This window comes from Parasphingomonas frigoris, from assembly GCF_036663815.1.
Lineage (GTDB): Bacteria > Pseudomonadota > Alphaproteobacteria > Sphingomonadales > Sphingomonadaceae > Sphingomonas.
Genome location: NZ_JAXOJQ010000016.1, coordinates 1 through 22,974 on the forward strand (window position 1 = coordinate 1; position 22,974 = coordinate 22,974).

23 protein-coding genes are annotated in these 22,974 nt (G+C 64.6%); 21 read left to right on the top strand and 2 right to left on the bottom strand.

The window, feature by feature from the left end; translation table 11 throughout:
• The first annotated feature begins 284 nt into the window (after window positions 1–284).
• From U1872_RS21490 to U1872_RS21555, 14 genes are all read left to right on the top strand, one after another.
• Complete coding sequence (locus U1872_RS21490) at window positions 285–2,348, top strand: ParB/RepB/Spo0J family partition protein (protein WP_332794925.1); 2,064 nt, start codon at window positions 285–287, stop codon at window positions 2,346–2,348.
• A 139-nt stretch (window positions 2,349–2,487) separates the two neighbouring features.
• Entirely contained in the window at window positions 2,488–3,411 is a 924-nt protein-coding gene (locus U1872_RS21495) for an ArdC family protein (RefSeq protein WP_332794926.1), read from the top strand.
• Between the two features lie 48 nt (window positions 3,412–3,459).
• Entirely contained in the window at window positions 3,460–4,317 is an 858-nt protein-coding gene (locus U1872_RS21500) for a phosphoadenosine phosphosulfate reductase domain-containing protein (protein WP_332794927.1), read from the top strand.
• Window positions 4,314–4,523 (top strand): hypothetical protein, encoded by a 210-nt coding sequence (locus tag U1872_RS21505; RefSeq protein WP_332794928.1) that lies wholly within the window; start codon window positions 4,314–4,316, stop codon window positions 4,521–4,523. The genes U1872_RS21500 and U1872_RS21505 overlap by 4 nt, the downstream gene beginning before the upstream one ends.
• Window positions 4,524–4,596: 73 nt before the next feature.
• Window positions 4,597–5,232, top strand: coding sequence for a hypothetical protein (locus U1872_RS21510; RefSeq protein ID WP_332794929.1), 636 nt, complete (start codon window positions 4,597–4,599; stop codon window positions 5,230–5,232).
• 24 nt (window positions 5,233–5,256) lie between these two features.
• Entirely contained in the window at window positions 5,257–5,868 is a 612-nt protein-coding gene (locus U1872_RS21515) for a DUF6927 domain-containing protein (protein ID WP_332794930.1), read from the top strand.
• Complete coding sequence (locus U1872_RS21520; RefSeq protein WP_332794931.1) at window positions 5,861–6,805, top strand: hypothetical protein; 945 nt, start codon at window positions 5,861–5,863, stop codon at window positions 6,803–6,805. The genes U1872_RS21515 and U1872_RS21520 overlap by 8 nt, the downstream gene beginning before the upstream one ends.
• A gap of 293 nt (window positions 6,806–7,098) precedes the next feature.
• Window positions 7,099–7,368 carry a hypothetical protein gene (locus tag U1872_RS21525; RefSeq protein WP_332794932.1) on the top strand — a complete coding sequence of 90 codons (270 nt, stop codon included), beginning with the start codon at window positions 7,099–7,101 and terminating at the stop codon, window positions 7,366–7,368.
• 806 nt (window positions 7,369–8,174) lie between these two features.
• Complete coding sequence (locus U1872_RS21530) at window positions 8,175–9,134, top strand: DUF2493 domain-containing protein (RefSeq protein ID WP_332794933.1); 960 nt, start codon at window positions 8,175–8,177, stop codon at window positions 9,132–9,134.
• Between the two features lie 174 nt (window positions 9,135–9,308).
• Complete coding sequence (locus U1872_RS21535) at window positions 9,309–9,983, top strand: antitoxin Xre/MbcA/ParS-like domain-containing protein (protein WP_332794934.1); 675 nt, start codon at window positions 9,309–9,311, stop codon at window positions 9,981–9,983.
• 10 nt (window positions 9,984–9,993) lie between these two features.
• Window positions 9,994–10,569, top strand: coding sequence for an RES family NAD+ phosphorylase (locus U1872_RS21540; protein WP_332794935.1), 576 nt, complete (start codon window positions 9,994–9,996; stop codon window positions 10,567–10,569).
• A gap of 815 nt (window positions 10,570–11,384) precedes the next feature.
• Window positions 11,385–11,804 carry a single-stranded DNA-binding protein gene (locus tag U1872_RS21545; RefSeq protein WP_332794936.1) on the top strand — a complete coding sequence of 140 codons (420 nt, stop codon included), beginning with the start codon at window positions 11,385–11,387 and terminating at the stop codon, window positions 11,802–11,804.
• 131 nt (window positions 11,805–11,935) lie between these two features.
• Window positions 11,936–12,301: a hypothetical protein gene (locus U1872_RS21550; RefSeq protein ID WP_332794937.1), complete on the top strand. Its 366-nt coding sequence runs from the start codon at window positions 11,936–11,938 to the stop codon at window positions 12,299–12,301.
• A gap of 497 nt (window positions 12,302–12,798) precedes the next feature.
• Window positions 12,799–12,963 carry a hypothetical protein gene (locus U1872_RS21555; RefSeq protein ID WP_332794938.1) on the top strand — a complete coding sequence of 55 codons (165 nt, stop codon included), beginning with the start codon at window positions 12,799–12,801 and terminating at the stop codon, window positions 12,961–12,963.
• Window positions 12,964–13,152: 189 nt separating this feature from the next.
• Here the strand turns inward: U1872_RS21555 and U1872_RS21560 are convergent, their stop codons facing one another.
• Entirely contained in the window at window positions 13,153–13,479 is a 327-nt protein-coding gene (locus tag U1872_RS21560) for a hypothetical protein (protein ID WP_332794939.1), read from the bottom strand.
• Between the two features lie 182 nt (window positions 13,480–13,661).
• On the opposite strand from U1872_RS21560, the gene U1872_RS21565 reads away from it, so the two are divergent.
• The 4 genes from U1872_RS21565 to U1872_RS21580 all read left to right on the top strand — a co-directional run bounded on the left by U1872_RS21565 (window position 13,662) and on the right by U1872_RS21580 (window position 19,152).
• Complete coding sequence (locus U1872_RS21565) at window positions 13,662–14,120, top strand: DUF3768 domain-containing protein (RefSeq protein ID WP_443025436.1); 459 nt, start codon at window positions 13,662–13,664, stop codon at window positions 14,118–14,120.
• A 1,076-nt stretch (window positions 14,121–15,196) separates the two neighbouring features.
• A complete protein-coding gene (locus U1872_RS21570) occupies window positions 15,197–15,883 on the top strand; it encodes a nucleotide-binding protein (protein ID WP_332794940.1) in 687 nt (228 codons plus the stop codon).
• Entirely contained in the window at window positions 15,880–16,230 is a 351-nt protein-coding gene (locus U1872_RS21575; protein WP_332794941.1) for a hypothetical protein, read from the top strand. Before U1872_RS21570 ends, U1872_RS21575 begins: the two co-directional genes overlap by 4 nt.
• Window positions 16,231–16,395: 165 nt before the next feature.
• Window positions 16,396–19,152 carry a hybrid sensor histidine kinase/response regulator gene (locus U1872_RS21580; RefSeq protein ID WP_332794942.1) on the top strand — a complete coding sequence of 919 codons (2,757 nt, stop codon included), beginning with the start codon at window positions 16,396–16,398 and terminating at the stop codon, window positions 19,150–19,152.
• Between the two features lie 193 nt (window positions 19,153–19,345).
• On the opposite strand, the gene U1872_RS21585 is transcribed toward U1872_RS21580, so the two are convergent.
• Window positions 19,346–19,609: a hypothetical protein gene (locus tag U1872_RS21585; protein WP_332794943.1), complete on the bottom strand. Its 264-nt coding sequence runs from the start codon at window positions 19,607–19,609 to the stop codon at window positions 19,346–19,348.
• A 359-nt stretch (window positions 19,610–19,968) separates the two neighbouring features.
• Between U1872_RS21585 and U1872_RS21590 the strand changes: the two genes are divergently transcribed.
• Genes U1872_RS21590 through U1872_RS21600 form a run of 3 tightly spaced genes read left to right on the top strand, consistent with a single transcriptional unit; the run spans window position 19,969 to window position 22,840 of the window.
• Entirely contained in the window at window positions 19,969–20,532 is a 564-nt protein-coding gene (locus tag U1872_RS21590; RefSeq protein ID WP_332794944.1) for a hypothetical protein, read from the top strand.
• Window positions 20,529–21,965 (top strand): relaxase/mobilization nuclease domain-containing protein, encoded by a 1,437-nt coding sequence (locus U1872_RS21595; protein WP_332794945.1) that lies wholly within the window; start codon window positions 20,529–20,531, stop codon window positions 21,963–21,965. Before U1872_RS21590 ends, U1872_RS21595 begins: the two co-directional genes overlap by 4 nt.
• A complete protein-coding gene (locus tag U1872_RS21600; protein ID WP_332794946.1) occupies window positions 21,962–22,840 on the top strand; it encodes a hypothetical protein in 879 nt (292 codons plus the stop codon). The genes U1872_RS21595 and U1872_RS21600 overlap by 4 nt, the downstream gene beginning before the upstream one ends.
• Window positions 22,841–22,974: the final 134 nt, after the last annotated feature.

The window sequence follows — 22,974 nt, forward strand, 5'->3', positions numbered from 1 at the left end:
GTGACACCCCTCTCTGCCTCCGCCCTTGGGCAGGTCTCGAAGTGTCGGAACCCCGGTTCAAATGTCCGCTTTCCGGATCGTCAAGCTGCATCGACCGTGACGCGCTAGGTACCGCAAGACCCAATTCGGAGCGTGCGTTTCCGACCGTCCTCTCATGCCTCCCAGCAACGCCTTTCTTCCCGATAATCAAAGGGAGGGGAGGGAGCCTTCGGCTTTTTGAGCTTAATGAGCAGGCTCGCGTGACCGTCGGAACGGCCGCGCTGATCTCGAATGGAGTATGACCGATGATCCAGTCCGTGAAGGTCAAGAACCTGACGCTGTCGAAGGACAATGTGCGCAAATCCAACCGTGACGAGAGGGTAGACACCCTCGCCGCGAACATCGCAGCCCAGGGGCTGTTGCAAAACCTGATCGTTACCCCGCTCAAGAAGGCCGGCCACTTCACCGTGAAGGCGGGCGGTCGCCGCCTGCGCGCGCTCCAGCTCCTGATCGAGCAGGGCACCCTCCCCGCTGACCACACCGTCCCGGTCCTAGTGCTGAGCGACGACGATAACTCGATCGAGGCAAGCCTCGCCGAGAACTTCCAGCGCGTGCCGATGAATCCGGCCGATGAATGCACGGCGTTCAACTTCCTGATCCAGAAGGGCATGACCGCCGAGGACGTCGCCAAACGTCAGGGCGTGACCACCCGCTTCGTCGAGCAGCGCGTGCGCCTTGCCGAGCTGGCCCCGCCTGTCTTCGAGGCGCTCGCAGCCGGCGAGATCACGCTCGGCGTTGCGCAGGCTTACGCCGTCACCACCGACGTCGACCGCCAGTCGCGTGTGTTCGCCCAGATGAAGACGTCCTACTACGGCGACAACCCCGACAATATCCGTCGCGCCATCCTCAACGGCACCGTCAAGGCGAACGACGCCAAGGCGCGCTTCGTCGGTCGCGAAACCTATGTCGCAGCAGGCGGTCGCATCGAGGGCGACCTGTTCGCCACGGAAGGCGATGAGAACTGGATCGACGCCGACCTGATCGAGACGCTTGCCGCCTCGAAGCTCGAAGCCGCAGCGGCCGAACTGGCGCGAGATCAGGGCCTCGCGTTCGTCACGCCGATCGCGGCGACGCACGTCCCCTACGACCTCGAGCGCCAGCTTCACGAGTATCATGCACCCGCCCGCGCCCTCACCGAGGACGAGACCGCGCGTGTCGAGGCACTGTCGGCCGAGAACGACGCGCTGATCGACCAGCTCGAGCAGGAACTGCCCGACGGCAGCGCCGAAGCCGAGGCAGCGAACGCGCGTATCGAGGCGATCGAGCGCGAACTGGAGACGATCGAGGACGCCCGTCATGAGATCGATCCCGCGCTTAAAAGCCAGATCGGGACGTTCGTCTATATCGGGGGTGACGGTGAACCCCGCGTCCACACCCGCCTCTTCAGCGAAAAGCCGGTCGTGGATCCGAACGCCCCGCCCAAGGAGTCGGGCGGTGCAACCGGGGACGGCGATGCCGGTGACGGCGAGCAGGGGCGCAAGCTCAGCGCCACGCTGATCGATGAACTGGCGACGCAGCGCCGCCAGATCCTCGCCGCCCACGTCGCCAGCGACCCGGCGATGGCTCTCGACCTGACCATTTTTCTGATGGCGCAGAACGTGGTGTTCGAGCAGGCGCACATCCCGAACCACTCGACCTTGAAGTCGAGCGCCGCGGGCTTCCCGATCTTCGGGTTCCGCGACGAGGGATCGATGGCGTCGCAGACGATCGACGACCAGCGCCAGCGGCTCGATACGAGCTGGGCGGGTCTGCCGACCATGACCGCGCGCTTCGACGCCTTCCGCGCGCTCGACGACGAGGCCCGGGGCGCGTGGGTTGCATACTCGATAGCACGAACTCTCGAACCGACGCTCAACGTCGCCGAGGGCTATCGCAGCAACGGCTTCCACGACCATCTCGGTCGCCTCCTCGACATCCAGGTCGAGAATTGGTGGCGCCCGACGGCCGAGAACTTCTTCGGCCGGGTCAAGAAGACGGTCATGCTCGACGCGCTCGAGGAGATTGGAGGCCCGATCCTGCGCGGCCGCTACAAGGACGCCAAGAAGGGCGACCTTGCCGGCACCTGTGCCTCGCTGTGCAACGGCCAGGGCATCGTCGAGGCCGAGATTCGCGAGAAGGCGACGGCCTGGTTGCCGGAAGCCATGCGCTTCGAGGCACAAGAGAAGGCGGCACGCACGCCGCTGCGCTCGAGCTTCGCCGATGACGAGACCGGCACCGATCCGAACGAGGACGAGGATACCGACCTCGACACGGGTCACGACGCAGTGGTCGATCACGAGGAAAAGGAGGATTTCAGCCAAGCGGCCTGACGCCGGCTTGCACATTTCGAGGCACCTGGGGGCGGCACTCTCGCGCAAGTGTCGCCCCTCTTTTTGTGACCCGGCACCGCCCTTCCAGAGGGGAGGATGCTCACGCGGGTTCGCCTCAACCCAATCAGGAGAACGTGTCATGGCACAGACCACCGACAAGCCCTCGCCTGCCGACATCATCACCAACACCATCATCGACAAGCTCGAATCCGGGGTGCGTCCCTGGGTCAAGCCGTGGCGCCCCGGCCTTGGAGGCCGTCCGCTGCGCGCGACCGGCGATCCCTACAAGGGCATCAACTGCTTCTGGCTGTGGCTGTGCGCCGAGGGGGCCGGCTACAACTCGCGCACCTGGATGACGTACAAACAGGCGCAGGCCCTTGGCGGCCAGGTCCGCGAGGGCGAGCGGTCGCAGATCGCGATCTTCTACAAATCCTACAGCAAGACCGTCGAATCCGTCGTCACCGGCGACACGACCGACGAGATGCGGCGCGTGCTGCGCTCCTACGCCGTGTTCAACTGCGACCAGATCGACGGGCTGTCTCCCGACTTCTACCCGAGCCCTGTCAGCATCGTGCCCCCGGCCGATGCGCTCCCCGAGCGCGCGCAGCGCTTCCTCGATGCGCTGCCGGCTACGGTCCTCACGCGCGGCGATCGCGCGTTCTACGACCGCACCGCCGACAGCATCACCATGCCGCCCGTCGAGCTATTCTCGACCCGCGCCTACCACGCCGCCACGCTCGCCCATGAGGCAGGCCACTGGACCGGCCATCCCGACCGGCTCGATCGCACGTTCGGCAAGCGCTTCGGCGACGACGCCTACGCGTTCGAGGAGCTTTGCGCCGAGATGACCTCAGCGCTGCTCGGTGCCGATCTCGGTCTGCCGACGTCGCATATGGACGACCACGCCGCCTATATCGGCTCGTGGTTGAAGGTGCTGCGCAAGGACAGCCGCGCGATCATGACCGCTGCAGCGAAGGCAGAAGCGGCAGCCGGATATCTGCTCCGCGCAACCGGCCTCGACGCCTCGGCCGAACCCGAGGAACAGATCCGTGAAGCCGCATGACCGCTCCGGCCGCCCTCCCCCGACCTCGGCGCCTACCGGCGCTTCGTCGTGGCGTTCAGTGGCGGCAAGGACAGCCTTGCCGCCCTGGTCCGCCTCCTCAGCCTCGGCGTGCCGGCGCACGCGATCGAGCTGCACCATCATGATGTCGATGGCCACGGCCCGACCTTCATGGATTGGCCGTGCACGCCCGCCTATGTCCGCGCGATCGCCGACCACTTCGGCATCGCGCTCTACGTCTTGTGGCGCGAGGGCGGCTTCGCGCGCGAGCTGGCGCGCGACGACGCGCCGACCGCCCCGATCGCGTTCGAGACGCCGACCGGCATCGGCCGTGCCGGGGGCAGCGGCCCAGCCGGCACGCGCGGGATCTTTCCCCAGACGTCTCCCGATCTTCGGGTGCGCTGGTGCAGCCCCGCGCTGGTCATCACCGGCGAGCGCGCCGAGGAAAGTCCCTCGCGTGCACGCTATGCGACACTCGAGCCGCATCGCACATCGACCCTCGCGCGTGCGGTCGATCATTGGCGCCCGGTCCACGACTGGACCGAACGCCTGATCTGGGCCGCGATCGCGCAAGCGCGAATCCGTCCCCACCCGGCCTACGTCCTAGGTTGGGGCCGCCTTTCCTGCCGAGCCTGCATCTTCGGCTCGCCCGACCAATGGGCGACGCTCCGGCTCGTTTTCCCTGCCACCTTCCGACGGGTCGCGGCTCGCGAAGCCGCGAGCGGGAAGACGATCCATCGCTCGCTCACCGTCACGCAGCACGCTGATCGCGGCACGGCGTTCCCGGCTGCCACGCTCCATCCCGACGAATGGGCGCAAGCCGATGATCCGGTCTGGCGTCTCTCGATCCTGACGGATCGCTGGACGCTCCCTGCCAGCGCATTCGGCGACCATGCAGGCCCGCCATGAACGCCGCCACACGCGTCGATCTCATGGACCTGCTCGCTTCCACGCGGGAAGACCCGCTGTGGGAAGCCGAGAAATCGGGATGGCGCTGCTTCGTCATGGGCAACGACCAATGGCATTACCGCCGAGGGAGCAAGCTCCGCACGGCTTGGCAGTCCGGCTATGACGCGGCCTCACGATCCGCCGATCCTGTTGGCGGGATGCTGTGACCAAGGCCCCGTCCACGGAGGAGAGGGAGCCTTCGGCCTTTTGAGCGCGCCCTGGCGCTCAGGAGGTTCGGCCATGCTCTACGACACCCACTACCGCCACAATGAGGCATTGTCTCCCGACGCGCTCGGCACCCTGCCCGCAGCGCTCCATGCCCTGAACGCGGGCGTCGACGACTGCCGGCGTGCCGGCAAGCCGATCGACCGCGATGCGTCGATCCTGCTCCTGATCCGCAACCTGGCGTCCCTCGCCGAAAATGGCGCGCCCAGCACAAACGAACTGCGTCTGCGCTGTGCGGAAGACCGCAACAGCGTCGTCGCCGGATCCGCGCTGCTGGACATCGCCGGCAACAGCGTCGCCGGCGATGCAACGGCAAAACGGACCTTCCATCGGCAGGCACGCCTCGCGCTCGCTTCGCTCGCCGAGACGATCGGACTCGAGGCGCATGACGTCCGCATCGATACCGACATGAGCGGCATAGCGGACGACGGCACGACCGAGCTTCGCCACATCGATCTCTCGATCCGGGTCCGGCCGCACAGCTTCCTCCCCGACAGCGAGATCACCTTCAACCGCTGCCGGGGCGGCGAACACGCCGGCCCCGTTCAACGCGCGCCGATCGCCGAGCTGCTGGACATGAGCACGTTCCAGCGCCGGCTTACCGCGACGGTTGGCGACGTTGGCGCTCCGCGCCTCGCCGCTGCCGCCTGATCCTCACGTCACCGGAGACTTATCATGGGTTGGCTCTTCATGCGCGATATGGGCGGCTACGCCACCCCGCGCTCGTATCTCGACAACCAGTTCACCTACCAGCGCGACACGCATCGCCTGACCGTGCTGGCGTCCGCCATGGTCGGATCGACCTATTACGCCGCTTGCGAGCGCCTCGCGGACGACGCCGAACGGATCGTGTTCGGCATCGTCTGCCTCACCAAGACCAGCACCGGCGCGCGCGACGGCTGCACGTTCGGGTACAAGGATATGGATGAAACGGTCGGGCCGAACGAGAGCGAATGCCCGGCCGCGATCCTCGACGAGCTGACCGCCACGGACAGCGAATATGCTTTGGCCTGGCGTGCGCGGTGCCGCGCCAACCTGCTCGCGAAGAAGCTCGACCGGGCCAAGCCGACACCGAAGCCCGGGCAGACGATCATCTTCGATGAGCCCATGCGCTTCAGCGACGGTAGCGACCGCAGCCGCTTCGAGGTGGTCGCCAATCCCAAGGGCAAGACGCCGCTGTTCCGCGACCCGGAAAGCCGCGCGATCTGCCGCATCCCGGCATTTCGCAAACGGGCATACCGCATCGTTCATGCGGCGATCGTCGTAAGGGACGCAGCCAGTGGCTGATCGCCCGCCCGTCATCGCCGCCTGGGGTGCCGGCGTCGATTCCACCGCCATGATCGTCGAACTGGCGACACGCGGCGAGCCCATCGACATGGTTCTCTTCGCCGACCCCGGCGCCGAGAAGTCGGCGACCTATGCCTTCATCCCCGTGTTCCGGGCCTGGATGTCCGAACGCGGCATCCCGTCCGAGATCGTCCGCTACCAGCCCCGGAACTTCAAACACTGGCCGCCCTATGCGGGCATCGCCGAGAACATGCTGACCAAGGCCACCCTGCCCTCCGTGGTATTTGGTGGCGGGTCGTGCAGCCAGAAATGGAAGGCGGCCCCGCAAGATGCCTGGACCGCCCAGTGGGAACCCGCGCGCCGCTGCTGGGACGCAGGCGAGCGCGTCGTCAAGCTGATCGGCTACGACGCCTCGGGACGCGACACGCAGCGTTACCATCACGCGGTCGGGTGCGAGGATCCCCGCTACGCCTACCGCTACCCCTTGCGGGAATGGGAATGGGCGCGTGCCGACTGCGAGACACGCATCGCGCGCGCGGGCCTCCCTGTCCCGCCCAAGTCGAGGTGCTACTTCTGCGGCAGCATCAAGCCCGACGAGGTGCTGGAGCTTTCAGCCGATGAGCTGCGCATCATCGTGTTGATGGAGGCGTGCGCCAAGCCTCGCCTCCGCAACGTCGATGGCCTGTGGCGCAGGCCGGTGCTTGGCCGTCGCGGTGCGACGCCGCGTCCCGGCAGCATCACCGAGTTCATCCGCGAACGCGGCCTCCTCCCACCCGCAGAAGTCGACCGCATTATCGAGGACGCGCCGACCGCGCTGCTCGATTCCCAGACGGCACAGGCAGCGCTTCTCCCTGAGCAACGCGCCCCGATGGGGCGCTGGCTCGATGACTTTCACCGCGCATCCAGCGCGCTGAACGAAGACCGTCACCATGCCTAACCCGATCATCAAGCAATTCGTCGTGGAGGGATCCACGGCGTTTCCATTTGCCCTGCTGAACATCGATCAAAGCTGACCCGCGCGCGCCGCAGACGCGGCAGCGATCGCGAACCACACGATCGACGGCGACGCGAACCGCAAGATCATCCTCGCGACAGCCGCGAAATATGCGCCCAACCGCCAGGGCTGGATCACTAGTGGCTGGCGCGTGATCGACTGAAACAGTCTCCTGGAGGGGAGGTATCCTTTGGACAGATGAGCCTTGGGCTCATGCTCGAGAATGGATCATCACCATGCGCAGCGTTGCCGTTTACCTCGCCCAGCGGCTCTATGGCGGTCCCGAGGAAGGTGGCTGGTACTACGATGCCGGCGAGCTCTGCACCGACCCGGCGCTGACCGCCTTCGGCGTCACCTTTGCCGAGGGTCATGAGGACCGCGCACGGACAATGGCGCTGGAGGTTCAGGCGTATCTCGATAGCGATTGGAACGTCGGAGATCACGCGCGCGAGATCAGCAGCGTCCTCTCCGCTGGTCGCTTCGAGGCCCGCGTCCACGATGGCTAGCCCCCTCTCGCCTTTCCGGCCGAGCGTCCCCGCTACGGATGACCCGAACCGCTTGGGTCTCCCATTTTGCCACCTTCAGGAGTCCGGTCCCATGAAGACCTTCACCGAGTCCTTTGGAATACCCTGCCCATTACCGTGCGGAAATCACGGTCGAGGCGGAAGATGTCGTCAGCGCGTGGCCGCTCCGCTTGTCGATGCGTCGCATACGACCGACGGGTGGAAGAGCCTCGACACGGAGCATCCCACTTACGTCAGCGCTTGTCGCTGAAGGTGCGGACGTCGATCCTTGGCGCCTTGTCTCGGCGGCGATGCCTCCGTTCTGCCCGTCCCGGGCCTGTTCTTGCGAGGTGACGGCGTGCGCGGGCTATGCCGCGACCCGGAGCGAGGATCTGGTCGACAGCTTGCGCATCATGATCGATGCGATCGGCGCCGATGGAGCGCCCACGGATCACCCCAGCGGCGATGGTCCGCTTGTGTGCAACGGGGCAGGCACTTCTCGACGACATTGCGACGTTCGGATTGAGCCCCACTTCAACCGTAGCAGCAAGCGTGGTCACGTCTGCGCCCGACGCCACCTGACTTGCCGTAGCCTTCCGCCAGAGGGATGCGGCACATGGGCGGCCGCGAGACCCCCGCAACCGCAAAAATCCGGGCCGAGTTGCCGCTGTGCGGCTGCCCGCACCACCCCGGTTTTTGCGGTTTCCCTTCGCTGCGCTTGCGGTGCGGGCGCCTCTTATTCGGCCGCCCAGGAGGTGCGCATTCGGCGGATAGGCCGCCGGCCTCGATCAGATGAAGGGCTCGACCCCATGACCACTTCCCTCGCTGCCGCACTCTCCGCCCTGGAGCTTGGACACCTCGAACCCCGCGCCGAAGACGTCTCGGGCATGTGCCCGCCCTCGACCGACGCACTGGAGCAGACCACCACCGCCATCTGGAGCGACCTGTTCGCAACCCTCCAGAATACGTCGCTCGAACGCGACATCGAGGAGATGGGCTGGGGCCTGGTCAACCTCTTCCACCGGGCCGCGGCCAAGAAGCACGCGACGATCGATCGTCTCACCGACGAGATCAGGCTCCTCCTGGCCGAGCAGGACGGTTCGGAGATCAACACCGCCAACCTCGAGGACAAGATCGACTTCGCCAAGAAGATCGAGGAAGCCGCCACCTGCTACGAACACATGCGCGACACCGCAGCGGCACACTACATCCGCGAAACCGGCCGTTCCTGGATCCCGTCGACCGGCAACCGCATTTCGCTCGGGGTGACGTCGGCAATTGTTGACGGACGCGCCTTCCTTCAGGCTCGCCGCGAGCGGGTCCGCGACGCCAACACGGCACAGGGCACCCCGGTCGTGTTTGCCGGGGGACGGCTGACCTTCCGGACCGACGAGGACATGAAGGCGTTTGGCGACAATCTACTGCGCACCCTGGGCGCGGTTCGGGAGCGCGTCGGCGACATGTATCTCGTCCATGGCGGCGACATGAAGGGCATCGAGCGCATCGCGGCGTCGTGGGCCGAACAGCACGGTATCCAGCAAGTCCGCTTCGGTCTCGATCGCAAGCTGGGTGACCGCGCCGGCTTCCGTCGCAACGAGCAGATGCTCTCGCTGAAACCCCGCTACGTCATCGCCTTCCAGGGCAACGGCGTAACCGAGCGATTGGTGATCGACGCCAAGAAGGCCGGCATCCGCGTGGTGGATCGTCGCGGTCCGCTCGGCACCCCGCCCGCAGCGCAGAACGCTCAGCGCGACCGACAGGTCGCCTGAGCTAAGGCATGGCCGCTGGCACGCCAGCGGCCAAGCCCGTTGCGTTTTGCCGAAGGATTATTGACCTCGCACCCACGCGAACATCGCGTTCAGGAGAGCCAGCACCTGGTTCCTGTCGATGATGGACAATCCGTTCAATCTGCACTATGTAGGCAATCGTAGTTGGAGGCGATGATGAGCGAAGCGGCACTGACGTTGGACGTGGCTGAGGTGCAGGCCGTCCTGCGTGGACGCAACCCGCGCGCGCCGGCCGCCGAGATCAAGACCATGGCCCGGATCGTCTCGATCGCGGTCGACGTCATGTCGGGGCTTCCGGCGGTCAATCTGCGCGGGGAGGCCCGCGAGCACAAGCTGCGCGTGGCGCTGGAGCAGGTCGCTCGCCAGTTCATGCCAGCCGAGACGACGAACGAGCCCGTTGAGCGGACGCGGGGCAGCGGTCTTGGCGAGGTGATCAGCCTGAGCGAAGGGCGTGCTCGTCTTGCCGCCTATGCGGCCCCGAAAGCGATCGAAGACTGGGCGGGACCCGTGGGTGGTGCCAGCGACATCGAGGCGCAGATCGGCGTCAAGCGAACGACGCTCAACACCTGGTACAAGCAAGGGGCGATCATCGGTCTGCTCCGCGGACAGCGCAAGCTGGCCTATCCGCTCGAGCAGTTCATCGACGGCCGTCCCCTCCAAGGCATCGCCGACGTCCTGGCGGTCGCGCCGGACGCGCGCTCGGCATGGCTCTGGATGCGGCAGCCGCATGGTGCGCTGAATGGAGAAACGCCACTCGCGGCGCTGCGCGCGGCAAAGCAGGACAAGGTCAGCGCGGTTGCCTTGCGGGACTTCGACCGCGAAATCGACTAGTCGCGCGGGAATGGCGCTCGACCCGAAGATCCTCACATCACTGACGCGCCGGGTCGAGCCGGTCGACTATCTGCGTGTTACGCCGTGGACGCGGCGCAGCACGCCGCTTGGCATGGGCTTTGGCGAGACCCGGTTCGCCAGTCCCGGCAAGACCTTCAGGCTGCTCTACATCGCCGAGGATCTCGCGACCTCTCTTGCCGAGGCGATCATCCGCGACCGTTTCGAGGGAAAGACCGTCCGCGAACTGGCCCAGTCGGACATCGCCGATTGGGGCGTATGTGCGGTTTCGGCGACCCGGCCGCTCCGGCTGCTCACACTGCGCGGCGACGCCTGCTTCAAGCTCGGCATCTCAACCGACATCGTGGGCGCCAAGCGCCACCATGAGGCGCGTGCCTTCAACAAAGCGCTGTATGACACGACCGATCTCGATGGGATCATCTACCACTCCCGGCTCCGCAAGAAGAACTGCATCGCGATCTACGACCGTGCGGTGACGCCTGGATTGAGCGCGCAGCCAGTGGTTCAGCTCGAGCGGCTTGCCGCTCTGGTCCCTGCCCTCAAGACCCTCAAGACTACCCTGATCTGACATATTGCGGGTTTGCGGCTCAGGATTTCCTGGCGTCTCCCGGCGCAGCCGGGACCGTCGCTCTATTCCGCTTCACGTCACCGAGCCCGTGTCGGTCTCGGCCCTGTCGGGTGACGATCGACTGACGGGGGCGCTGCCGCGCCCAAATCGCGATTCCGACCCAAAGCGGTCCCGTGGAGCGAGGCCGGAGGCTGCTCCAAGCCGTGTGCCTCTCTGACAGGGCGCACATTACCTCACCGCCATGGTCCCCAGGCCGGCTTTACCGCGCGATGCCAAGGAGGGATGCCCTGTCGGCATCATGACAGCCGCGCTCGAGACCTGTCGTCTTGGCGGGACGCTGCGCAGCACGGACCATCCCATCGTCATCTCGACAACCACAACGCGCGCGCGCCGTGACAGCAAGGGCGGCACCAAGGTCCACGCCGGAACCGGCATCCTTCACGTCGGCACTGGCGCAGTGCGGACGCATCGGCGAGGGAAGATGTCAGAGCTGCCCCGGGTAGCTGGACCGAGGCATGATGACACTGCCGGACGAGCGACGCGACAAAGGCGACCTGCTTCCCGGATCCTTGTCCATTGCCCGCCAGTGGGGGTCCATCCCCTCTCTTTCCTGAACGACCTAATCCGGCCGTCCACCCCCTCCAACCCGCGATCATAAGGGCCGAGTTGCCGCTTACGCGGCTGCCCGCACCACCCCTTTGATCGGGGTTCCCCTTCGCGTCTTCGCGCTTTCGGTGGAGAGGCCGTCCTGACCGTCTTTTTTGGTGTTCAGTCGAGGGGACGAACCCCCGGCGAGCACAAAAAGGAACCTCGAAATGCAGAACCTCGTCATCCTCGCCGGCAACGTCGGCGCCACGCCTGAAGTCCGCACCACCCAGGGCGGCGCCAAGATCACCAACTTCTCCCTCGCCACCTCGCGCCCCAAGCGCGACAGCGACGGCAAGACCATGAAGGATGGCGAAGGTCGCCGGGTCGAGGACACCGAATGGCACCGCATCACCTGCTTCAACGGCGTCGGCAAGACCGTCGCCCAGTATGTCGAGAAGGGCCAGAAGGTCATGGTCCGGGGCCGCATCCACTACACCCGCTGGACCGACGATCAGAACATCGAGCGCTACGGTGTCGAGATCATCGCCGACGAGGTGACCTTCCTCTCCTACGGCAAGAACCGCCAGCAGCAGCAGGGCGGCACGCAGGACCACGGCGGTCTGGACGACGATGACGTCCCCTTCTGACCAAAGGCAGAACCGGCCCGGAGCTAACGCTCCGGGCCTCTTTTCCGCGTTCACGCTTGCCGCGTCCCCTCCCCGCGTCGCACGATGCTGCTTTGCTCGCCTGTGTCGGCGAGTTCACTAGGGAGATGAGCATGCAGCGAACATGGCTGGTTCTGGCAGGTGCCTTGGCGCCCGCTGCTTGCGGGAAATCCGTGAAGGGCACCTACAACATGGTCAATGGGCCATCGCCGGGTGTCGTTGCCACGTTCGGCGACAAGACGTTCTCCCTCTTCAGCGGCGCCAGCGGAATTTACGAGGCCAGCGGTGACACGGTGATCCTCTCCGGCATGTCGCTGACCGGCAGCTACAAAATCGACGGTGACAAACTGGTCGGCGATCGGTTCACCTTCGTCCGCCGGGATCCTGGCGACAAAAGCTCGATCAATCAGGGGCCGCGTGGAGGATCGTTCGATCATGCGACCGGGGCCAGCTCCACTCTGGTATCAGGCAAAAACTAGGCTGCGGGCGTCTCCCGGCTGCCGCCGGGACCGTCGCTCTATTCCGCTTCGCTCCACCGAGCCCGTGGCCGGTCTCGGCCCATTCGGGTGACGATCGACTGACGGGCGCGCAGCGCGCGAGGAAACTCTTTTCTGAAAAGCGGCAATTCCTTTCCATCCTGGACCAAGCCAGGGCGGTCTTGATGCCCCGCACGCTTTCCTGATCGGCAGAGGGACGCAGAGGGGGAACGGTGTCGGGCGGGTGTCCACCATCCTCGCGAGGGGCGTCACCGGCGACCCAGCGCTGAGCACGACACTCCGGGCAGGCGGGCTTCACCCCGCTCTTGAAGGCGCAATCCTTGGGCCGGGTCAGGGCCTTGTACGATCAACCCGCAAGGGGTCCGGACGCTACGCTAACGGCTTTCTTGCCTGCGGCAACAAAGTGATCGCGGCCCCTCCCCGTCCTGTCGGGCGCCTGTCGAGCGGGGATGAACCCCCCGGCATCAGGAGCCTCGGACATGTTCAACGATATCTGGATCGCCCGCAAAAACGCCATGAGCCTCGCACGGACTCTAATGGTTGCCACCATGGTCATCGCCGTCGGCACGCAATACGCCGTCATCACCGCCGAAGATCACGACAGTTCGCTCACGATCGTCAACGAATACGATCCTTTCGCCTGATCCTCGGGGGGGCTTCGGCCCCCCTCCCCTTCCCCCTCGCCGAACGTGACCGGAGCGGGCATCGAGCCCGCCCCGGCCCCGCTGCGCAATCACGACAGCGGCGCTGGGGCGATGGTCTCCTGCCGCCTTCCGCTCCCTGCCCTGGTGCGGGGCCCTAATCCCAGCCGTATCGCGTCAGGACGCGGGTACTCAGCTCCACGCCGTCCGGACAGGCGGCAGTTCCTCGAACACCTTCATCAGCCGGGGGTCGCGCAGCAGCGTCACCCATTCACGGCCATAGGTTCGCGACGCCAGATAGAAGGTCGATCCTTCGCATTCGACCATCCGGCAACGCTCCAGCTTGTCGACCAGCGAATAGTCAGAGCCGTGGCGTGCCACGATGTCCTCCAGCTCGGCTCGCATCAGTGTCCCGCATTTGCAGCAGCGGATGCGGACGAGCGCTTTTATCCGGAGCATCTCGCCGGCGCTGTGCATCCAGCGGGGCCACAGGCCAACGATATTGACAGCCGTTTCCATGATCGAACGATACGCCGCGATCGGCGCGGTCGTCCAGCATCAGGGTCGCCATGAAGTCTCCTCCCTGTCGACGATCCGTAGGGCATTTCGGGCTCCCACGTCCTGGCCGGGGCGCTCACCCGCGCAAGCCCGCAAGCGGGCTTCTCCACTCCGTTTCGACCCTACGGGTGCGCGAGCGACCTATGCTCCGGCCGTCCTGTCGCCTGTCGAAAGGCCCCGATCGTCGGGGTCAATGGCAGGAGACCATCATGGCCGAGCAAACGCATCAACCAGACCGCGCCAAGGGTGGCGCAGCGGAGATCAGCCGCCTCAACGACTGGCTGCGCGAGCATCTCACCGCGCCGGGCAACAACCGCGTCGTGATGACCAGGGGGATCGCGGACCTGATCGGCGACGTCAGCCTCTTCCGCAACTTCCGCAAGCGGGCGGAACTGCTCCGCGCGGTTCGCGACTTCGAGGCCTTCGATGACGCGATCGATCCCTACGGCGAGCACGATCTGGGCCGGTTCCTGTTCGAGGGCGCCGACTGCCACTGGAAGATCGATTACTACAACAACGATCTGACCGCAGGCTCGGAGAATCCGGCTGATCCGTTCCAGACCACGCGTGTTCTGACCATCATGCGGGTCGATGAACGATGACCGACCTGGCCCCGGCGCTCGGGCGTCGGGGCCCTCTCCTTTGCGTCCATGGTGCTAGGTCATGAACCTTAGCCCCCTCCCCTGCCCTTCCGTCTCGGTTCAACGTCGGAGAAGCACTGTCGTCGACGTCTCTCGATCGTGTCGCTCGGGCCCGGCCAGCGTCAAGGATGCGCGGTTCCCCCAATTTTACCGCAGCCTACGGGTCGCTTGCGCTCGCTACGGCCCCCGGAAAATCGGCACCCCCGCGCCCCGCTGGCGCGGCCGCTACGCGGTCCCTGACCCCGACCGGTCCCGATCGTCGGTCGGCATCCGCCCCAAACGAGCAGACGGAGGTTCATATGTACACGCAAACAGCACGCATCCAGGCATGGCTCTTAGAGCTCTCTAGCATCCAAGCGGAGTCGCAGTTCAGGGAATGCCCATGCCGGCAATACAGCCTGCGCGGAGGCGAGCACGCAAGATCAAACCCTTCTGGGAGGAATGATCGTCAACGGGGCGGTGCCCCCGCCCCGTTTTCTGTTTGGCAATTGAACCGTAAGCTGCGTCGTCGATCCGTTTGCCGGGAGAGGTCGTAGGGTGGCAAAGATCGCAAGGCGAGCGTGGGCAACGCTCGGTGCTTGGAGAGGTGAGCGGTACCGCCTAAACGCATGTGGGTAGCTCGGTGGTAGCAACCTGATAGCTACATGGTTGCTGCAAGCGTTGGGCCTTTCCTTGGCGGCGGAAACTTTACGTTGCCGTCTGCGGCAGGGGATGCTGGCGGTTGTTCACGTTAATGATAGTCTGCGTTGACGTGGCTGTAAATCGAGTGGTCGCTACCCGCTACCAACCTGGTAGCCGCCAGATCGCAACTAGCGTCATCGTTTGTAGCGGCCCAACCGCGATCCGATAGCAACCAAAAAGCAACGCGGTAGCCTTCAGGACGCAACCACGACGCTGCAAGGACGCTCGCAGGCCGCAACCTTGTAGCGTCTGTGTTGCAACAAAGCAGCTAGACACAAGCGTGCAGCTCGCGATATGCACGCTTCCTGATCGTAAGGTGCTGCATGGTAGCAACCTGGTCGCAGGCGGAGAGCAACATGCCAGTCATCAGCTTCGTGTCGCCGAAAGGTGGGGTGGGGAAAACCACCGCAACGCTGTTGCTCGCCGGAGAGCTTGCCGACGCCGGGGGCACCGTACGGCTTATCGATGCCGACCCGAACCTACCGCTGGTCGACTGGGCTCAGCTGCCGGGACGGCCGGAGACGATCACCGTCGTTGGCTGCCGAGATGAAAACGCCATCATCGACGAGATCGAGAGGGGGGTGTCCGAGGCGCGTTTCACGCTCGTCGATCTCGAGGGCGCCGCTACCGCGACAGTCACGTTCGCGATAGCACAAAGCGACCTTGTGATCATTCCGTGCAAGGGGTCGCATCTGGACGCTACCCAAGCTGCCCGCGCCATCAAACTCGTCAAGCAGACGGCGCGAGGTACGCGAACGGATATCGATTACGCGATCTTGTTCAGCCAGATCCCACCAGCGCTGCGCTCGAATAACCAAAAGGACATCGCGGAGCAGTTCAACGACGCTGAAATTCCCGTCCTTCCGGTGATGATCTACAACCGTGAAGCCTATCGCGCGATGTTCGCTGCGGGCGGGACGCTTCGCACGATTGACGACAAAGGCGTCGGGAATATGAAAGCAGCGCTCGAGAATGCCGAGACTTTCGCGACGGCCGTGATCGCCCGGCTTCGTAAAGCCCGCGCGGTGAAGGAAGCAGCATGACCAGGACCAGGCTCGACCTTTCGGAGTTCAATGAGACGCCGCCGAACAAGGACCCGGCCAAGCTGCGTGAAATCAGCGACGGTGCGGGCTTTCCATCCCGCCCGGCCGTCCCGGCCGTCGTTACACCGGCCCCGTTGGACGTTCAGCAGCCCGCGACGTTCCAGCGTCCTCCGCGCGCCTCCGGCAATCGCAACATCGCCATCAACGTACGGGTGGATCCCGAGACCGCTGCCAGGCTCTACGCGCTTCGCGACGCCGACCCGACGCGCAAACGCGTGCTCGCAGATGTCGTAGCGGATGCAACTATCCTACTCTACGAGCGCGAACTGGGGGGCAAGACCCAGTAGCCGAGGGGGGAGGGGAGGACCCTCCTATCTGCGGCCGAGCCAACTTAACGGCTCAACTGGCAAACCCAGCTGCGCGCGGCAATTAGGCCGATTGGAGGCTGGCGCGTTGGACTGTTCCGGTTGGTTTATCCGGATAACTGTTCCTGTCGAGTTCCGGAGTGAGCCTTGCCGACCAATGCCTTTCATCGCTGGATCATAGACAGCGCGACCGACTTCGCGATCATCGCGACCGACCGGCAGGGCAGGGTGACCGCCTGGAACGAGGGCGCGCGGCTCATCCTCGGGTGGAGTGAGGAGGAGATGCTCGGTCAGTCCGCCGACCGCATCTTTACCCCCGAAGACAACGCGATCGCGCGGCCGGACGTAGAGATGCACGAGGCGCTTACGGCCGGGGTCGGCAACGACGAGCGCTGGCACCTTCGCAAGAATGGCGAGCGTTTCTGGGCCGCCGGGCAGATGACGGTGCTTCGCGACGATGCGGACGACGCCATCGGCTTTGTGAAGGTGCTTCGCGACCGGACCGAGCAGAAACTGGCAACCGAGGGTCTTCGCGGCAGCCAAAGCAACATCCGTCTGCTGCTCGATTCCATGATCGAGGGCTTTTACGCGGTCGACACCGACGGCGTCACGACACTGTGCAACGCCGCGTTCGTGCGCATGATGGGTTTCGCGCGCGAGGAGGATGCCATCGGACGCAAGCTCCACGACATCATCCACCATCATCACCCCGATGGCTCACCCTACGACGTCGCCGACTGTCCGATCTACGCTTGCGCCCAGGACGGTACGAGGGCGCATATCCGTGACGAGCTGTTCTTCCCGGTCGATGGTACAGCGCCCCTGCGCGTCGACTATCAGGTCATCCCGCTGGTCAGCGGCGGCGAGCACCAGGGCGCGATCTGCACCTTTGTGCCCGTCACTGATGAACGCGACGCGTCGGAGCGGCTGAGGCTCGCGCTCGACGCCGGCGCGATCGTTGGAACATGGGTCTGGGATGTTCCGGCTGATATTTTCGTAGCCGACGAACGGTTCGCACGGTCGTTCGGGCTTTCGCCCGATTTGTGTCGCTCAGGCCTGCCGTTCGAGGAGGTTACCGCATCGATCCATGCCGATGATCAGGCGCGTGTCGGCCAGGCAATTCAGACAGCGCTTACCGTCGGCGGGCCGTATCGGTGCGAGTATCGCGTCCTCCAGCATGACGGCGTCTACCGCTGGATCGAAGCCAACGGACGCGTGGAGCTTGACGGACATGGCAATGCGATACGCTTCCCAGGTGTCCTCCTCAATATCGGGGTACGGCGTGAGGCTGAATCCGCGCGCGACCGGATCACGGCACTGCTACATACCTTCACCGAAGCGGTACCGGGCGTCATCTACGCAAAGGATCGCGCCGGACGTTTCCTTGTCGGAAACCGGGGAACGAGCGAACTGCTCGGCAAATCGCCCGATGACTATATCGGCAAGACCGACGCGGAAGTGCTCGACGATCAGGACGAGGCCGAGCGGCTGATGGCGACGGATCGCCGGATCATGGAGAGCGGCCAGGAGCAGCAAGCGGAAGAGGATGTCCGGCTTCCGGACGGTACACCGGCCGTCTGGCTGTCAACGAAGGCGCCCCTGCGCGACATCGACGGGGATGTCATCGGGCTGGTCGGATCCTCCGTCGACATCACGCGGCTGAAACGGGCAGAGGCCGAGGTCCGCGACCTCAACCGCACGCTCGAGCAGCGCGTCACGGATGCGATCGCTGAACGCGAAAGGATCGAGGAGGCCCTGCGCCAATCTCAGAAGATGGAAGCGGTCGGACAACTCACCGGCGGGCTGGCGCATGACTTCAACAATCTGCTGACCGGTATGATGGGCAATCTCGAGTTGCTGCAAATGAGGATCGCACGAGGGCGACTTAACGATATCGAGCGGTTCATCCTCGCGGCGCAAGGTGCCGGCCGGAGGGCGGCCTCGCTGACCCAGCGCCTACTGGCGTTCTCCCGTCGCCAGACGCTCGATCCCAAGCCGACCGACGTGAACCGTCTGATCGCCGGCATGGAAGATCTGCTGCGCCGCACGGTCGGGCCCACCAACACGATCGAGGTGGTCGGCGCGGCGGGCCTATGGACCGCCAATATCGATGCAGGGCAGCTCGAAAATGCGCTGCTCAATCTGTGCATCAACGCGCGCGACGCCATGCCCGATGGCGGACGCCTGACGATCGAAACGGGCAACAAATGGCTCGACGACCGGTCTTCAAAGGAGCGCGACCTGCCTCCCGGTCAATATCTGTCGATCTGCGTTTCCGACACCGGTACTGGGATGTCGGCCGAGACGATCGAGCGTGCGTTCGAGCCGTTCTATACCACCAAGCCGCTGGGACAGGGCACGGGCCTCGGTCTATCCATGATCTACGGTTTCGCCCGGCAGTCGGGTGGCCAGGTGCGCATCTATTCCGAGGTCGGTGCCGGCACGACGATGTGCATCTATCTCCCCAGGCATCATGGTGACGCGGACGCCATCGAGGTCGATCCGGAGACCGCCCGCTCGGATAGCGGGAGCGGACAAACGGTGCTGATCGTCGATGATGAAGCGACGATCCGCCATCTTGTCGACGAGGTGCTGGAAGACCTGGGTTATACCGTGATCGGTGCCGCGGATGGCGCTGCTGGATTGAAGGTGCTGCAGTCTGGCGCTCGGATCGAGCTGTTGATCACCGACGTCGGTTTGCCGAACGGCATGAATGGTCGCCAGGTTGCGGACGCTGCCCGATCGCTACGTCCCGATCTGAAAGTGCTTTTCATCACGGGCTATGCGGAAAACGCGGCCGTCGGGAATGGTCATCTCGAACCAGGCATGGCGCTCCTGACCAAACCTTTCACCATGGAGGCACTGGGGACCAAGGTCGCCGATATGCTAAAGCGCCCGGGCTGACCGAAGGCAGCGTTCCGGCGCAGACGGTCGCTGGAAGCAAGGAGTCCCGCCTGCTGTTCGCCTGCGCGGGGCGACGACAGCATTCGGGCGCGACCGCGGCAGCTGACGTTTGGCCGTGCTCTACCGTCGCGAGGAGGTACCGGAAGCGTAGGGCAGGGGGCAGCGCGCTCCTGCCATCGGTCCGGATCAGGCCTTACGTAAGCGACGTTAGATTGGCTGCGACCGCCTTACCGCCATGGTCCGAAAGTGCTTGAGCGATCACCCGGGCATCGGCTTTCTCGATCGCGCCAATTTTTACCCGATCCAGCGCGGCGAGCAGGACAGGACGGCCAGCATCCCGGGCCGCGATCTCGATCGCCTTAGCCCGCTGATCGAGTGCTGCAAGCTCTTCCCGCAGTGTCTCGCGTCGTGCCTCGATCGTGGCGAGATCGTCGGGCTTGGCGGCGGATCTTGGCATCTGTTTCACTCCGTACGAGGGTGGCGGCTAATCATCTGGCTGGTGAACGATGGACGGCAATCGCCAGGCAAGGCGATCGCTGCCGGTGGCTAAGCAAAGCTCTATCGGACTCAGAATACGCTCGATGAAGTAGCCATCAGGCTTCTTCCGATCAAGGTGAAAGCCAATGTCGTCTAGATCAACATATCAACAGTCACACTACTCCGCGATATGGAGTGATTTCAATCCAAAGGTATTGTTGTTCGAGAGAGGTACGGCTTTTAATAGGGATGGCAGGATATGCCTCACGGCACCAATGTTGAACATTGGTTTGTGAGGCGCCGCTGCACGGGGCTTTCGAGATGAATGTAGGTCTTCGGTTGAAGGACGAGTTGGTCGCCGAGATCGACCGCGTTGCCGTAGCGAACGGGCAGACCCGCAGCAGCTGGATGGCAAACGTCCTGGCCAGCGCAGTGCTGGCGCCAAAGAACGATGAACTTCCCGTGATGCCAACTCAGGGGAGGGGGCATCCTGAGGACATGATCCGCGTGACGGTGCGGCTCGACCGAAGAGAGATCGAGGGCATCGACACCGTGGCGGCGCCGATTGGGATGACGCGAAACGAATGGATCAAACGCACGCTTCGCTGGCAGCTCTGGGACAGGGCGGGCATGCTGAGGCTGGCTCCGGCCACTCAGGCTGAGATTGTCAGATTGCGAAAGCAGGTGCTTCTGATTGGCCGGAACATCAACCAGGCGGTCCATGCGATGAACGCCGCGAACCAGCCCGAAAGCTCGCTCGACATCGCTCGCATCGCTGGTTCGTTCCTCGAGAAATGTGACGAGCTGAAGACGTTGCTATTTACGACCCGGCTGTCCCTGTCTGCCTCGATCGGGGCTGAGGTCGGGTACTGGACCGAAAACTATCGAGCGAACGGAGCATGAGCTTCCGCTTCTCGTCCGGCACGATGGACTCGATGGCGGGCGTTTTCGCGCCGCCCAAGAAGTATCGCCTCGGAACCGGCGGCGGCAGCGCGAAGGGTCCGAAAACCGGCGGCACGATGCTCGGCTTGGCGGTCGCATCGGTGTTCCCGAAACCCGCATCATCGACGATCAAACCGCGCCCCGGTGCGCAGGCGAAACACGCCTTCGGGGGCGGATCGCAGGCCCGGGTGAACGGCCGTGCCGTTACGACCCTGGATCGCACGTCGCGTCGCGTTCCGGAGGTCATGGTGCGGATCACGGGGCGTCAGCACGGTGGCGGACACGTCCTCGCCAACTTCGCATATATCAGCCGACTGGGGCACGGGCCTGACGAGGAACTTGGGCTTGAGACGAGCGAGGGTGTCGTCCTGAGGGACGGACGCGACATGCAGATCCTCGCGAAGGACTGGCATAATTTCGAGATGGATGGGGACGCCCGACGTAAGGGTGCGACGTCCATATCGATGATCCTTTCGATGCCGACAGGCACCGATCCCCAGCGACTTAAAGCGGCCGCCCTGGACTTCGCACGCGAGGAATTTGCGAACCGGTCATGGGTCGCAGGCCTCCACGTCGATCGCGACCACCCCCACGTTCATATCACGATCGCGCGTCGCGATTTTGATGGGCGCCGCTTTCATCCGGACCGGGACGATCTGTTTCGATGGCGGCAACGGTTCGCCGAGAAACTCCGCGAACGCGGCATTGAGGCCAATGCCACGCCGACCAGGGCGCGGGGTATCGACCCCGCGCACGAGCACATCGCGGTGCAGAAAATGCGTGACAAGGGCCAAGTTCCCCGGCTGGATAGGAGCCGTGCAGAGCGCGCCCAGCGCCTCTGCGACCACGGTGATCCCGACCCGGTCGAGGCTATTCTTTCTAGTCGGCAGGCGACGGTTCGCGCCACCTATATGCGATCCGTCGAGGAGCTGTCGGCCTCGCCGTCCTTGGCTGACCAGGTGGTCGCACAGAGCCTTAAACGGTTCTTGGCAGCATTGCCGCCGCCCGAACCCAACTCCGCCCGGGCAGTGCGTTGGGCTTCACCTACCCGCGTTCGCGACGGCGCGATTATCGACGTTCAGACGCGCCCGGCTGCTGCGGGCATTGGGCTTGATCCGATCGCAGCCGCACTGGAGCGTTCGCGCGCAATGCGTGAAAAGCTTGAGGCCAAGCAGGTCTTCCAGGAGAAGCTCGACCCGGCCGAAGACACACCGCTTGAACGCCGACCTTCGGGAGTATCTGACCGCCTTCGCTCGCTTATGGACGAAGCCGAAAGGCAGTTCACGACACCGATCCCGAGCAAGCCCGAGGAGGTTCTTCGCGAGATCATGGATCGCGATCGCGCAGCCCGGGACCGAGAGCGTTCGCCAGATAGGGATGGACTACAACGTTGAGTACGGACCAGGTAGGCGTTGCTCTGGCAGGGGTTCTGGACGCCTTGACGCTCGTCCAGGAGCAGCTCGACGCAGTGACCGAAAGCGGCCACCGCATCGAGGCGACGCAACGAGAGATCATGAACAGGCTCGACACGATCGATGCGGGCCAGGCCGCAGTGACGGATCTGACGCCAATTCTGGAGATGAATCTCGGACGATCGATTGACGATCGTGAGATCATGAGAACGCATCTCGGTACGATCGCAGTGGCGATAGGCTTTGCCCATTCCGCCGCTAACGGTAACCGGGCACCTCTGCCTGTCGCAGTTGCCAGCGATCCGCTCCTCGAGCGCTTCATCCTGACTCAGCCGGCGGATCTATCATCGAACGAGCGCGCCTTAACGGACTGGCGCAAGGCCGCGGCAGCCGCCAGCACGGCGGAACTCATTGCTCTCCTGAGCCGGCAGTATCAGGCCTCCCCAACGGATACCGCGGAGACCCGGGTCCTGCGCTACCGCCTCGCGGCACTCACGCGGGCAGAAATTAAGGGGAGGGGTGTCAAGCCACCGGCACCGCCACACGCCACCGTTGCGACCGATCGAACGGCTTCGGCTTGCATGATCCGGTCTCACGAACTCGTCGAGCTATGGCGAGCAGGAGAAAGCACGGCGCTCTACGGCGAACCCGAACTGGCGGGCGCAATCGATCTCTTCGACGATGCCGAGCGTCGGCTGGGGCCCGCCACCGGCGAGCATTCCCCGCGCGAACTGGTCTCCCTTCACACCGATCTGGCCACCCGCATCGAGGCAGGCGATCGCCCGAGCACCGGCGACGGCCGGTCTACTTCCAGCATCGAACGTGCGCCTGGGGCCGAGCCTGCAAAGGACCGTTAGACGGCCTTCGGACGGACACGCCGCCTCATCGATCCACCGCCTTTCAAACCAGATTCCCAAGAGCGGACAATCTGACGAGGGGTTTTGACACGTTCAAGCACTTCGAAATCCGGGCAGGGCGGTGGTGGTGTCAA